This is a genomic window from Flavobacterium sp. 9AF, from assembly GCF_902506265.1.
Classification (GTDB): domain Bacteria; phylum Bacteroidota; class Bacteroidia; order Flavobacteriales; family Flavobacteriaceae; genus Flavobacterium.
On record NZ_LR733556.1, the window covers coordinates 2,716,493 to 2,730,667 of the forward strand.

Below are 14,175 nucleotides of genomic sequence, written 5' to 3' on the forward strand. Positions count from 1 at the left end.
TTTAACCCTTGTTTTTTATTAAAGCAAGGGTTTTTTTAGTCAAAAGTCAAAAGTCAAAAACTTCATATAATTAGCTATTCAAATTTTTAAAAACAAGGTTCTTTTCCGTATGGATTAGCTTCATGGTCAATGGTAAATTGAAACTGCTTTTTATCTTTTTCTCTGGTATAGCTCACATAGTCCCAAACACCTGAATGCGTTAGTATATATGTGCCATTTTTAGTTCCGTTATATACTTCATCATAAATAGTCTCTATGGTTGGATGAGCTCCTTCTTCGGTTATATCTTCTGAAACAAAAGTTAAGTTAATCGCTTCTTTTTGTCCTTTATATTTTATTTGAATAGCTTTTCCATCTTTGGTAAAACTAATCCAAATAATTCTAGAAGGTACTTCATTATCTTTGTAGCAGATATAATGGTTAACAATAGGATCATTAGATGTATTTAACGTATCTTTTATACCTTCTTCAACCATTTCATTTAGAACCTGGTTTTTTTCTTCCACAGGTTCAATAAGCGTAGAATTGTTTATTTCAAGAGTTGGTTTGTCAACTGTTTTTTCTTTACAAGAAAAAAGATAAAATAAACAGAATAGGATAATAACTTTTTTCATATTTTTTTTGAATTAATAATTTTATTTCGAATTTTTATAAAAGGCTTTTCAATAGATATATATAATAAATAAGCAAATACAATACAAGCTACAGTGCTTATTAATAACAATAAATTATCATCTACATTGTATGAAACCAATAATTGATGTGTACAATGAATAATTCCTTTATGAGTTAGATAAATACCATAGGAAAGTGTTGCAATAAAAGTGGTTATTTTAGATTTCCATTTATATAAAAATGTATTTGGACTAACTGCTCCTATAAGCATACATCCATATCCTATAGCAATTAAAGGAAAGCCAAAAATAGTAGCCAAAAATGTCATGGGGTCTAAACAAATAGAATAGGCTAGAGATAAAATAACGACACTTATGACTAAAAACGCATTGCCATATTTTGTGATTTTTTCCCAGAAAACAGGCAAGAATTGATATATTGCTGCTATTGAAACACCTACTAAAAGTCCATCTAAACGATTATAAGTAGGATAATAAATGTATTTGTACCAATATAACCAGTTATTTTCATCTTCTATTTTTGGGATAAAGAAATGATTGTAACTATAGAATCGTATTAAGAATCCAAATAGGAATAAAACTATTAATAAAAAATAGGATTTTTTAATCCAACCATTTAGTTGTAGAAAAATTAAAAGTAATGGTAAAAAAAGATAAAAATGTTCTTCAACGCAAAGTGACCAAGCATGTGAAAAAGTTCCAAAATCTTTTAAATTCAAATCGAAATTTTGGGTAAAAGTTATAAATTTCCACAATGGAGGAAGGCTTTCTTTTTCTCTAAAAAAAGGAATGGAAAAATAGAGTAAAAGAGTGAATGCATAAGCAGGAATTATTCTAAAAAAACGCTTGATAAAAAAATCTTTTAATGAAATGTCTTTTTTTGTTCTAATTTCTGCAAATAATTGGGAAGCAATTAAAAAACCACTTAAAACAAAAAACAAATCAACACCTGTCCATCCAAAACTAAAAGTATCTGGAAGCCATTTAGGTTTGCCACCACTTAAAATATAATAATGAAAAAAAAGGACTAATACTATTGCGAGAGTTCTTAAATGGTCTAAACCATAGAATTTAGGTGTGTTATTATTTTTCAAAGCTTACGGTTAATATGTAATTGATAAATTTAATTTTTAAATAAAAAAGTAGGATTACAGAATGGTTGAATCGTTTTTTAAGTTGGTATATTATTTTTCAATATAGTTTTTAAGATCTATAATGTATTGATTGTAAAAAGCTAAAAATAATTCTTTTATTTCTGGTCTTTGGATTACCGTTTTTCCCTTCTTAGTATAGATGTACATCGCTTCTGGAAATTCTTTAGCGTATTTTTCTGAAATTTGGAAATTATATATTCCAAAAGGTATATTATTTTCAGATGCAACATCATCATTTTCATTAATATATAATTTTGCACTAAAATAGGAGGAATATATTTCTTTTTCTAAAGTAATTTTTATCCATTGAGAATCATAATCTATAAAAAAAATATTTTTAGCAATAACATCAGATGTGCATTTTTCTTTGGTACAAATAAATCGAAAATCTCGAAAAGCAATTCGGTTATCATTAGAATAAAATGGTTTGAAAGTGTAATTTTTTTCTTTAATGAAAGCATGAATTTTTGTTTCGATATCTTGTTTTGAGAGATTATCAAAGTGTAAAACAATTGTTTTATTAGGAATATAAATGTCTATTTCATTACATTCAAAATACGATTCTTGACTAAAAAGGGAAAATAATATAAAACAAAAAAAGAGAGAAAGCATTGATTTATTCATCGGGTTCCAATTTTAACGTGAAGAATAATATTGTTTTTATCTACATAAAACTCATAATAATCTACAAAATTATAGGAATAAGTATTGTCTTGTGCAGCTTGTTGTTCTAATATATTGCCATATTGATCTGAAATGGTGTATCCCTCTCTATAGGTTCCACCACTACCAGAGAATCTCTTTTCATAAGTATATACTTTTAAACCATTTGGTAATTCTGTGCTATTTGAATAATTTCCCCATTGCTCAACAAGCTCATTAATATTGGCTCCAGCCCAACTTGTAATTGCGAAAGTTTTTCTATGCGTATCAGCAAAAGATTTTTCAAGATTGTATCGAGCTTGCGCTTTGGTATTATTACTTGCTAACGATTGACTCCAAAGCCATGCGGAGTTTAATAAAAAGGTTGAAAATATAATGAATAGATACCCGTTTTTCATAAAAAAATAATGATGATAAATATACAATTTATATGAATTCAAATCGAAACGAGCATTCATTTTTTAATACTGATTTAGGAAGTTTATCTCATCATTTATGTTATTTATCGAAACTTTTTTTTGATTCATCGAAAAGCATGAAATGATACTGGTAAGAAATGTAATTTTACTACAAGATAAGAAAATAACTTTTATTAAGAGTAAGAAAAAAACAAACTGTATTAACTAAAAAAGAAACTGCCTATGGATAAAAAAAGCTTTATAAAGCATAAATACTTATTGAATTTGAAATGAGAAATTGGCATTTAGAAATCAATACGTATGTTTTGCTGGTTAAATATGTAAATTTGGTTATTAGCAAATGAAACCTCTTTTAGAAAAACTAAGGGAGGTTTTATTTTTTTGTCTTTTGAAGAAAATATAAAACGGTTGTAAAACTACAGAATATAAAGAATTTTATGAACCAATCTAGAAAGAAAGCCCCAAAAAGTGGTTGGTGCATGGTCCATGAACTAGGTAAATAATCTCTATGTAAAGAAGTAATTATGATGACGACTCTTTCAAAATTAAGCATCAAGATACAACCTAAAATGAAGCGAATGATACTTTTTGTTTGGACAAATTTTAGGATGAATAAGAGTGAACAAATAATATAACTGAGTTGTTGTGCATATAACGAAAAACCATACGGACCTTTTAATCTAGAAAAGAGATGTTGATTTTCTTCAGATTCAGAATGGATGAAAATAAGAACCCAATCCTTTATGAAGACAAGTGTATAAATGATTCCTGCAATAATAAGGGTTGTAGTTGCTGCTTTGTCTATTGCAAGTAGATTGGTTTTCTTTTTTAAGAAAGGAACATGTTTGCAAAGTAGATAGATGAGGTTGTACACTCCAAAGCCAAAGAAACACCACTGTGTAATTAGATATAGGGACATTTAATTTTACTTTTTTCAAATCTATACTTTTTTTTTCAAATCTAGCAAGAATAATGTGTTTTGAAGATAAGGTTCTCGACTGCGTTAGAAGTGACAATGCTTTGCTTCAATTGATAGTGTTATATATTGGTTTTACTGATATTATAAATAAGCTTCTCGACTGCGCTCGAAGTGACAAGTTAGTTTGTACTTAAATTAGGTAAAAAGTACTTAAAAGTAGTACATATAAAACGTTATTTTCCCACACTTTCTTTAAATTTTTGGATATTTAAATAGAGGAGGCACCATTGGTTTCCATCTTGGTCTTTAATGTTTCTTCCTTGCATGAATGTTTCTGAAATAGGAGGAAATATTTCTGTTCCACCTGCTTGTAATCCTTTTTCCATGATGGTATTTATGGTTTCAAGTTTTTCAATAGGTAAAGTAAATGTTACTAGTGGATGTGTTTGGGTATCTATGGGGCTTTTTGTATGTTTTGAAAAGAACATTTCATAGGTTTGTAACATGATAAAGATTTGGTCTCCCCAATTCATGCTTATTTGGTTTTCAAATGTAAATAAAGGATTTAACGTAAAGCCTATTTGAGTATAAAAATGCTGTGCTATAGCTGTATTTTTAACAGGTAGATTGATGAAAATTTGTTTCATAATTTGTTATTTTAAAAATCTTAAAAATACGATTTCTAAAAGATTGTTTTAGGATGTAAATATGACAATAAAAAGGGGCTTTTGAGGCAAAATAGATCTAACTAGATTATTGATATAATAAAAGTATTTTTTTAAGAGGTTTCTAATATTGATCTTTTGAAATTTGATTTTTGACTTATCTTACTATTTGAGCTAAATAAACTATTCCAAAAATCCAACCAGTATAGAATAGTGTATAAATCACGGAATAAATTAATGAAATACCTAAGTCTCCTTTTGTTTGATTTGATTTGTTAAATACTAATTTTAATGCTCTAAAAAATACCCAATAGAGCATAGTTAATAGTATAAAAAGGGTAAACCAGAATATTGCTTCTAAAATTATAAGTAATATAACCATTACAATTGTCATTACAACCCATAATAATAGGGATATTATAAGTCCACCTATTCCTTCTCCAACTTCAGAAATGGGAGTTTCGATAGCAACAGAAGTAGTATCAATTAAACTTCCTCTTTTAAAATTTCGAAATTTGGGAAAGTTATTTATTATTTTAGTACCATTATATAGTCCGTAAGTCATAAAGAAAAATAGAACAGTGGCAATGCATCCTAAGGAGATATAAAAATTTGAAGTTATACTTCGATCATAATTTATTCCGGTTACATATACTGTAAAAATTGTTATACCAATAACTAATAGCGAAATGATAAAGATTGATTTTCCTTTAACATAATTGTATTTTGATTTCATTTTAGGGTATTAGACTGTTGTATATTTGTGTTTTCAAATCTAAGTTTTTCTTTTAAACCTTACAATTTTTAAGATTACACTCATACAAATAATTTTTATGGCTTATTTTCCAACTGCATTTTATTCTTTATCATAAGAACTAATAATTATTTAAGCATTTTTGCTAAATGATCTAAACACGGGCTTACTTCAAAATATAATCCTTTTAAATGGGCATCATTTTCTGCAAGAGTTAAGTAGTCGCAATTTTTAATTAAACTTTGTGAACCACCAAATTGAAATCCTAAAAGGTTTAATAGTTCATATTCATGAGAGGTATTGATAACATAGATAGGATCATCTTTTGTTATTCCTTTTCCAGAACTCACAATAGCATCTAAAATAATTTTTAATTGAATTAATCTTTTTTCAAATAGTTCTTTATTATTTAATTGTTCCAATGAAAATAATTGATAACTTATTGCTTTTATATCCAATGGATCTTTTTTTAAAATTTGATTTGTGTGCTCTTCTATCTTCTTGAAATCACTAATTTCTAATTGCTCTTTTTGAAGAACAACTCGTAAACTATCTTCATAATCTGAACGGGAATAGGGTGAATAATTTTTATCAAAAGTGTAACCATAATACAAATGTCTTTTTTCTTCAAGGGTCATTGTTGAATCTGCTTGTGTAAAACGATTCATTAAAGATTCATAAAAAAGATTGGAATTTTTTATTTTGCTGTTTTTCTCAATTTTTTTATAGTTTGGTTTTTCAGTATGATCTTGAGAAAAAGAAAAATTACAAATTAGTAAGAGTGTGTATAAAATTATTTTTTTCATTTTCTTATTAAAATATATAAATTCTATTTTATTTGCTTGAGTGTTTTTTTTTCTTTTTGAGAGGTATTTATTTCAGGTGTAGCGCTTATGTTGGATAAAAAAGAAATCGTTCCTTCATTTTTCCATTTTTTACTAGCCAAAATAATTCCTAAAATTAACCCTATAGTCGCAATCACTGTGCCTAATAGCATTCCTGTTATATTCGGAAAATAATAATAGGTAATACCACCAAAGCCTAATCCAATTAGAGTGGGAGAGAGGGCTATTTGTATCCAACCTATTATTTCAGTTATTATAAGGAAGAACTTATGCATAGAGGAAATTTTACTTCAATTAGATTACTAATTTAATGTTTTTATAGTTTAATAGGGCATCTTTTTTGTTTTTTTCTTCGTAAAAATAAATAAAAAATACCACGATAAGATATGAGTTAATTTACTGTTTATTAATAATTTCAACCGCTTTTTCGATATACAAATTTGGATTATAATTTGTAGCACTTTCTTTAATTTGATAATCCATCTTTAAGCCCTTTTTTTGCTTTTAAATTCTGCTCAAGTTAAGTTTATTGATGAAAAGAGATGACCATTTTGTAGTTAATCTAGCGTTAAACTTAATTTGTCTGAATGTAAAAATGAAAGTATTAACAACCTACACTAGTATGAGTAGCTATAGGAGTAATACAATGTCCTTCTTCTGCAGGTTTTGAGAGATATAATGTAGGACTTGTTACATTATAATGGTTAGAAGTATCGATAAGCAAATCGAGATTACCATCCTGATCGATATCACCTGCAAAAATAATGTTTATCATTGCATCATCAAAACGACCCTTGGCAACTAACAAATCAGTGTGTTCTATTCCATTATTTACAGTAGTTAAATATAATTTATAATTCCAAACGATATACCCATTAGAATTTTCCGATTCTTTTCTTTTACTACCCGTTGCGTAGATTATGTAATCTTTGTTTAAAAAATTAAATTTTAGAGTATCGTTAGGATAAATATATTGAGATAAAGCATAATTCTTAATTTTGCCTTCAGATAAAAAGGGTATATTTTCTATGAGAATAATAGATGTATCTTTTATTTCAGAACTAATATCCCAAGCCGTTTTGTCCTTTTCGTTTTCATCTAAAATGGGATCGTTTACTCGTTTTGTTATAAGTTTTGTTTTTTTTAGATAAAAAACATTTTCTTTAATAAATAGACCATACCAATCTTTCTTTATATCATTGATTTCTACTTCGTCTTCATGAAAAATGTTTTCAGCAAGAAGTTTTACACTTAAAAGTGAGTCGATAGGATAGTAGTTGTTATCATAAACTATAGTGTCTGTACTTTCTTCAAAAGTGGTTTCTTGTTCTGAAGGGATGCTTATCTGTATATTTTCTTCAAAAGGTTCTGATGTTGAATCTTGTTTTTTTTCATTACAGCTAATTAATAATAAAGCTGGTATAAATAGAAGTATAGCTTTCATTTTTTTAATTAAGAATTTCCAATAATTTCTTCTTTGATGATTTTTTCAATTTTATTTACAATTTCAATCCTTTTCGAATAGAATATTTTTGGGAAGTCCATTTCTGGATTTTCATACAATTTTTTATTCTCTATGAAATAGTCTAAGAGTATATTTAACTTATCTAGATTTTCTGCGTAGAGGTATCTATTACCTAATAAGAAGCTTTATGGGAACAATTTGAACATATTTTATAAAATGTTCTTTTATAAAGTCGAGGGCTTCTATTTCATTTAATGAATTCATTTACAAAATCCCTCTTGCTTTAATTTCTAAATATTTATTAATCGTATCTAGAGTTAAGTTTTCAGGTTGCGTTAAAACAGAATAAATACCATATTTTCTCAATTCGTTTACTATGAGTCTTTTTTCAAAGGCAAATTTTTCAGCGATTACTTTGTCATAAATTTCTTGAACCGTTTCTGCTTTTTTCTCAATTAAGTCATTTAATTCTGTATTATTAAAGAAAACAACAACAAGTAAATGGTTTTTAGCAATTCCTTTTAAATAAGGTAATTGACGATGTAAGGCATCTAAGGTTTCGAAATTAGTATATAATATAATCAAACTGCGGTGATTGATATGTTTTTTTATATCTACATACAAACGGCTGTAATCACTTTCAAAAAAGTCGGTTTTAATGTTGTAGAGACTCTCCATAATGTTTTGCATTTGGCTTTGTCTTTTTTCAGCAACAACACGATTTTCAACTTTTTTTGAAAAAGCAAACATTCCTGCTTTATCTTGCTTTTTAATAATTACATTCGATAAAACCAAAGTAGCATTTATTGCATAATCAAGCAAACTTAATCCATTAAAAGGCATTTTCATGACACGACCTTTGTCTATTACCATGTAAACATTTTGTGATTTTTCGTCTTGAAATTGATTAACCATTAATTGGTTTCTTTTGGCAGTAGCTTTCCAATTGATAGTACGTATATCATCACCTTGCACATATTCTTTAATTTGTTCAAATTCCATAGTGTGGCCAATACGTCTTATTTTTTTTAAACCATATTGAAACAACTGATTAGAAAAAGCCATTAAATCATATTTGCGTAATTGTATATACGAAGGATATGTAGGTACCATTTCATCTTTATCAAAGGTATATCTTTTAGCAACCAAACGTAAAGGAGAACTTACATAGCAATTGACATTTCCAAAAATATATTCACCACGTGCAGTAGGTCGTAAAAAATATTGGTATTCATCGGTAGATGAAGCTTTTATTTTTCGAATAACTTCAAAATTACGTTGTTGAAATTGCAGAGGAATTTCATCAATAATTTTTAGTGTAATAGGGAAGGTATATTTATTTTTTATTTTAATAATGATAGGATTTTCATCTCCATTCGAAAGCTTTTCAGGTGTAATTCGATTTGCATCTAGTTTTTTGTTTCCCACAAAAAGTAGAAGAATATCGATGATAAAAAAAACTAATAGGACATATAAGATGTACCAACAAGCATTATAAAGTACTGGAAACAAATAAGAAACAACAAATAGGGTAATATTACCTATAAGACAATAAAAAAGGAAATTATTAAGATAGAGTTGTTTTAAAAATTGTTTCATTCTGAACTTGTAATACGAGAGTTTATAATTGCTTATCTTGGAATTTCTACAGAATCTATAATTTGTTTAATAATAGCTGTACTTGTTACACCTTCCATTTCGCGTTCAGGTGTAACTACAACACGGTGTTGTAAAACTGGAATGGCAGCTTCTTTAATATCTTCTGGTGTTACAAAATCACGATTTTTAAGTGCAGCAAAACCTTTAGCAGCATTTAAAATTGCAATAGAAGCTCTTGGAGAAGCTCCTAAATATAAAAATTGATTTTGACGTGTATTTAATACAATTTTAGCAATATATTCTACTAAATGAGGTTCGATTAGAACTTGTTTAACGAGACTTTGAAATTGAAGTATGTTACTTTTTTCAATAATTTTAGCAATTGCAGCTAATTTATCATTGTTTTGTAATTCATTCTCCTTTTGAAGAATGGCAATTTCTTCTGTTAAATTTGGATAATCGATATTTATTTTAAACAAGAAACGATCTAATTGTGCTTCCGGTAAACGATACGTTCCTTCCTGTTCGATTGGATTTTGAGTTGCAATAACCAAGAAAGGTAAATCTAAAGTATAAGTTGTTCCATCTGCTGTAATTTGACGTTCTTCCATTACTTCAAAAAGTGCAGCTTGAGTTTTTGCAGGAGCACGGTTAATCTCGTCAATTAATACAAAATTTGAAAAAATAGGCCCTTTTTTAAATTCAAAAGAGGATTTAGATAAATCAAAAACAGACGTACCAATGATATCTGAAGGCATTAAATCAGGTGTAAACTGAATTCGGCTAAAATCTAAACTTAGTGTGCGTGAAAGTAGTTTTGCTGTAATTGTTTTTGCTACACCAGGAACTCCTTCTAGTAAAACATGCCCATTGGAAAGGACAGCCACTAATAATTGATCTATCATTTTAGATTGACCTACAATAACTTTTGCAATTTCTGCTTTTACTTTATCTACACTTTCTTGTAAAGGAGCTAAATTAATGCGAGTTTGAAAATTAAAATTTTCATTTACAGTTGAAGATTCTACTATATTTTGTTCAAAAGTGGGCTCCAATGATTGGTTTGACAAGTTTTCAGGAGTGTTTTCGTTTTGGTTTTCGTTATTTTCGAAATTATTTTCCATATGCTTTTTTATTACTTAATTCTATTTTTCTGGCAATTAAAACAACATTTTACTGTTCTCTAATTTATAAATTTAATTTTTCTAATGCTTTATTAAAAGTAACCAAATCATTTTCTGAACTCTCTAATTGATTTCTGTATTTTTTAATGAGTTGCACAATCGTATCGATTTCAGTTTTATTTTTTCCTGTTTTTTGATGCAAACGATTTACAAAAGTTTCATTTAAATCAAAAGTGTCTATGTAATATTCGTTACGTATTTTTTCAAGGAAAAATTTTATTTTTTTATTAATAATATCTTGATGATTTTTTTCTTGATAATATAAGTTACCTATGGTTTTAGTGAAATCTACTGTTGTATTTTTTATTGGCTCCACTATAGGTATTATACGTTGCTTCCTTTTTGCATTGAAGAAAAGAAAAACGATAAGACTTATAATTCCTATTTTCCATGCCCAATTTAAAGAGGGTTGACTAAAAATATACCCCATTTTATTTTTTATTTGATCTCGTGTGCCTTCTAAGTACCAAAAAATAGTATCGTCTTCAATATAGGAAAGTACTTGTTCTGTATATTTATAGTTTTGTTTTTTTAATAAGTAATAATTGGTAAAAGCTACAGGTTGGGTATGAAGATAAAAATAACCATTCACATGAGGAATTTTTATAAAATTAGCAACTGCATCTGATTTTTTGGTTCTTTGATGTCCAATGATTTCTGTTTTAGTAGAATCAAATTGTGAAAAATAAACATTATCTGTTCCTTTGAGATAACTAAATTCATTATTCTTATTTACAGATAAATATAAAGAATCTGAGTATATATTATTATAAGCATATTCAAATTGTAATGTATCTCTTAATTTGGCTGGAAAATGGGTAGCACTCATAAAAACAGTATTACCGTGAGAAACAAAATACAATAGTTCTTGAACAGATTCATCATCTAAATTTGAAGCGCCATCTATATATAATACATTTCCATTAGTGGTATATGTACTATCTTCATAAGAATATTTGTCGTCAAAAAATTCATAAGGAGTAACTCCAAAACGTTGGATTTTTTGATTTTTAAATAAAGAATCTATTTCTTGATTAAAAACAAATAGTCCAAATGGAATTTTGTCTTTTACACTATAACTTGGATTCCAATTAACAGGTTTTGGTTTATTTGCATCTATAGTTATTATTCCGATAAGAATAAGAACTAAGATAAAAATATATATTTTTATACTTTTCGGCATTACTTTTTACTTGTAATTGCTTCTTTAAAAGCTTTTTCAGCTTTTAAAAAATCGGTTTCATTAATATCAAATTCTCCATACCAAATATAATCATACAGATAAGATAAATATTTAAAATCATCCTGTATTACAGAAGATTGTATTTCATATAAATAATCTGAGTTTGTTTTTTCGATATCCCAATCAATTATTTGTTTGTCAGATAATGATTTTAATAACCATAAATAATAATAACGAATGGTTAAACGATATTCTTTATTTTCTTTTGCTTTAGAAATAATAGTATTAAAATCGATTGCATGGATATTTTCTTCAACCATTTCAGAAACAGTTATTTTCTTTTTATTTTTAGAGAAAACCCAATATGTTTCTTTGCCAATAATTACTCTTACAATTAAATAAATTACAAAACCAATGATTAAGAAAGCTATTATTTTCATGAAGATTTCAAATCCAGTTAGAGGACTGTCTGAATTTCTAAAATCGAATAGACGACTGAAAAAATCATCTACAGCTTTCCAAAAACGATCCCAAGCGGTTTGTTGTTTAGAATCGATTAGTGTTTCATATTTAAAATCATTTGAAGTATATTTTTCTTTGAAATTTGTTTCAAAATGTTTTGGATTGATATCTTCTATACTATCAATAATGATGGAATGTTCTTGATTATTTTTAATGGTATCATTTTCTACTTTAGTTTCTCCAATAGCTAAACTATCAGATTGTGCAAATCCAATTAAAGAAAAGAATAGAAAAGATAAACAGATTATTTTATTCACTTTCAGATCCAATTAAATCGATATCACTTTTAATAGAAATATTTTCTTTTTCATCTGTAACGCTATAAAAAATAATACCTTGATTAATAAAAATAAGATTTTGTAAAGTATAACTTGAAATAATTGAAATTACCATTACCATAGTAACAAGAATACTCATCATTGAAAGCGTTTCAGCTTGATTTGGTTTGCTATCTAAATCTGTAAAAAAGCTTAAAATACCAAACAAATAAGGAATCATTGTTATTGCAGAAGAAATAATATAGTAAATGATATACATTACGATAGTTGAACCTACAATTGGCCAAAATTTAGAACGCAATAAGTCAAAACCGTTTCCTACCGATTTCATATAACTATATTCTGATGAAATATAATCATAATAGCTGAGTTTAACCCAACTAAAAAAAGCAGGTATGACGATAAAAAATAAAGGGAAACCAATTATTATAAAGCACAAAAGGACAAGTAGTATACATGCAATTACTAAAATAGGCATAAAAATAACCAATGAGGCGAAAAAGAATACAATGGTTTTACCTATTTTTTCTTTCATTAAATCAAAAATGGTTTGTGTGGTAATTTCAGACTTTGTACCTACTAGTTTTAAATAACTAATAGGAAATGAGTAATTTATCATGCTAATGATGATAATTAATAAAAAAGACAATAATCCTAAAGTTATAAATAAAGGAATATTATTCATTAAGTCATTTAATAATCCATTTGAGTTAATATTATCGTTTATCATAGACGAGAAAACGGCTTCCATGTACACTTTAGTAAGTAAGTAAACACAAACAGATAAAATAAGTAATAAAGGACCATTTATAATGAAATAGTTTTTAAAATAATTTTTACCTTCTTCCTTCAGAAATGCAAAAGTATCGCTTATGAATTCGCTAAAATTTCTTTTTTGGTATAATTGAAACATCTTATTTTTTTATTTTTTTAAAGACAATAAATGGATAGATTAGGTAATAGAAACTAATTAAACTTAGCGTGGTTAAAATAATTCCAATACTTAAAAAATGAGGCATGTTTATAGAATATCTTGTAATAAAACCTTCAAGAAAGCCAGCCATAATGGTAAAAGGCATAGTGCTTAAGAAAATTTTAAATGTGTTTTTAAATCCAATGGTGAAAGAATTAAAGCGCGAAAATGTTTTTGGAAAAAGAATACTTGCTCCTAATGCAAAACCAGCTCCAGCTTCTATAATCATAGCAAAAATTTCCATTGAACCGTGAATCCAAATACCTCTTACACTTTCCCAAAAAACATTCTCATTATAAAACATAGTTTGAAAAGCACCTACCATAATACAATTTTCTATAAAAAAGTAGAAAGTACCTAAACCGATAAAAATACCAGAAAAGTATGATAAAGCACCTACTTTTAAGTTGTTCCATGTAATACCTATGTAACTACCCCAATTACTACCACTTTTGTAAACAGCAACTGGATTTCCTTCTTTAATGTTTTCTAAAGACATATTTACATAATCATCACTCAAAACTAAACGAACAAATGTGTCGTCGTTTAATGCAGAAACCACACCAATTGAAGTTAAAATAGTAAAAATGATAAAAGCATATAAAATATATCTTCTGTAATCATAAACAAGAAGAGGAACTTCGGTCTTAAAAAAATATAATAAACGATTTGTATCTTCTCTTTTTGTTTTATAAATTTTTTGGTAGGTTTGCGAAGCTAAATAATTTAGATAAACAGTAGTCTTACTTTTAGGATAGTAAGTTTGTGCATAAGCCAAATCATTAACCAAGTGTATGTATAAATTGGCTAATTCATCTGGATTTTTTTTAGATTTACCAAAAATAGCTTGTTCAAATTCAAGCCATTTTTCTTTATTTTGTTTAATAAATGCTACTTCTCTCATGAGGTGCTAAAAT

At 27.2% G+C, this 14,175-nt stretch carries 16 protein-coding genes; all 16 read right to left on the reverse strand.

Annotated elements, in window-relative coordinates:
• Nucleotides 1-86 precede the first annotated feature (86 nt).
• Nucleotides 87-614 (reverse strand): hypothetical protein, encoded by a 528-nt coding sequence (locus HALO113_RS12405; RefSeq protein WP_159779317.1) that lies wholly within the window; start codon nucleotides 612-614, stop codon nucleotides 87-89.
• Nucleotides 611-1,729, reverse strand: coding sequence for an acyltransferase (locus HALO113_RS12410; RefSeq protein ID WP_159779318.1), 1,119 nt, complete (start codon nucleotides 1,727-1,729; stop codon nucleotides 611-613). The genes HALO113_RS12405 and HALO113_RS12410 overlap by 4 nt, the downstream gene beginning before the upstream one ends.
• A 90-nt stretch (nucleotides 1,730-1,819) precedes the next feature.
• A complete protein-coding gene (locus tag HALO113_RS12415) occupies nucleotides 1,820-2,413 on the reverse strand; it encodes a hypothetical protein (protein WP_159779319.1) in 594 nt (197 codons plus the stop codon).
• Entirely contained in the window at nucleotides 2,410-2,910 is a 501-nt protein-coding gene (locus HALO113_RS12420) for a hypothetical protein (protein ID WP_159779320.1), read from the reverse strand. Before HALO113_RS12420 ends, HALO113_RS12415 begins: the two co-directional genes overlap by 4 nt.
• Before the next feature lie 334 nt (nucleotides 2,911-3,244).
• Nucleotides 3,245-3,790, reverse strand: a complete 546-nt coding sequence (locus HALO113_RS12425) for a hypothetical protein (protein ID WP_159779321.1) — start codon at nucleotides 3,788-3,790, stop codon at nucleotides 3,245-3,247.
• A 233-nt stretch (nucleotides 3,791-4,023) separates the two neighbouring features.
• A complete protein-coding gene (locus HALO113_RS12430; RefSeq protein WP_159779322.1) occupies nucleotides 4,024-4,437 on the reverse strand; it encodes a VOC family protein in 414 nt (137 codons plus the stop codon).
• Nucleotides 4,438-4,612: 175 nt separating this feature from the next.
• The gene (locus HALO113_RS12435; protein ID WP_159779323.1) at nucleotides 4,613-5,191 is read right to left on the reverse strand and encodes a hypothetical protein; all 579 of its coding nucleotides are present in this window, start codon (nucleotides 5,189-5,191) and stop codon (nucleotides 4,613-4,615) included.
• A gap of 146 nt (nucleotides 5,192-5,337) precedes the next feature.
• Nucleotides 5,338-6,015 carry a DUF4919 domain-containing protein gene (locus tag HALO113_RS12440; protein WP_159779324.1) on the reverse strand — a complete coding sequence of 226 codons (678 nt, stop codon included), beginning with the start codon at nucleotides 6,013-6,015 and terminating at the stop codon, nucleotides 5,338-5,340.
• A 23-nt stretch (nucleotides 6,016-6,038) separates the two neighbouring features.
• The gene (locus HALO113_RS12445; RefSeq protein WP_159779325.1) at nucleotides 6,039-6,329 is read right to left on the reverse strand and encodes a hypothetical protein; all 291 of its coding nucleotides are present in this window, start codon (nucleotides 6,327-6,329) and stop codon (nucleotides 6,039-6,041) included.
• A 329-nt stretch (nucleotides 6,330-6,658) separates the two neighbouring features.
• Complete coding sequence (locus HALO113_RS12450) at nucleotides 6,659-7,498, reverse strand: hypothetical protein (RefSeq protein ID WP_159779326.1); 840 nt, start codon at nucleotides 7,496-7,498, stop codon at nucleotides 6,659-6,661.
• Between the two features lie 285 nt (nucleotides 7,499-7,783).
• Nucleotides 7,784-9,118, reverse strand: coding sequence for a DUF58 domain-containing protein (locus HALO113_RS12455; RefSeq protein ID WP_159779327.1), 1,335 nt, complete (start codon nucleotides 9,116-9,118; stop codon nucleotides 7,784-7,786).
• Between the two features lie 32 nt (nucleotides 9,119-9,150).
• Nucleotides 9,151-10,149 (reverse strand): AAA family ATPase, encoded by a 999-nt coding sequence (locus HALO113_RS12460; protein ID WP_370519383.1) that lies wholly within the window; start codon nucleotides 10,147-10,149, stop codon nucleotides 9,151-9,153.
• 157 nt (nucleotides 10,150-10,306) lie between these two features.
• A complete protein-coding gene (locus tag HALO113_RS12465) occupies nucleotides 10,307-11,485 on the reverse strand; it encodes a DUF4350 domain-containing protein (RefSeq protein WP_159779329.1) in 1,179 nt (392 codons plus the stop codon).
• Nucleotides 11,485-12,264, reverse strand: a complete 780-nt coding sequence (locus HALO113_RS12470) for a DUF4129 domain-containing protein (protein ID WP_159779330.1) — start codon at nucleotides 12,262-12,264, stop codon at nucleotides 11,485-11,487. Before HALO113_RS12470 ends, HALO113_RS12465 begins: the two co-directional genes overlap by 1 nt.
• Nucleotides 12,257-13,198 carry a hypothetical protein gene (locus tag HALO113_RS12475; RefSeq protein ID WP_159779331.1) on the reverse strand — a complete coding sequence of 314 codons (942 nt, stop codon included), beginning with the start codon at nucleotides 13,196-13,198 and terminating at the stop codon, nucleotides 12,257-12,259. The genes HALO113_RS12470 and HALO113_RS12475 overlap by 8 nt, the downstream gene beginning before the upstream one ends.
• 1 nt (nucleotide 13,199) lies before the next feature.
• The gene (locus tag HALO113_RS12480; RefSeq protein WP_159779332.1) at nucleotides 13,200-14,162 is read right to left on the reverse strand and encodes a stage II sporulation protein M; all 963 of its coding nucleotides are present in this window, start codon (nucleotides 14,160-14,162) and stop codon (nucleotides 13,200-13,202) included.
• Nucleotides 14,163-14,175: the final 13 nt, after the last annotated feature.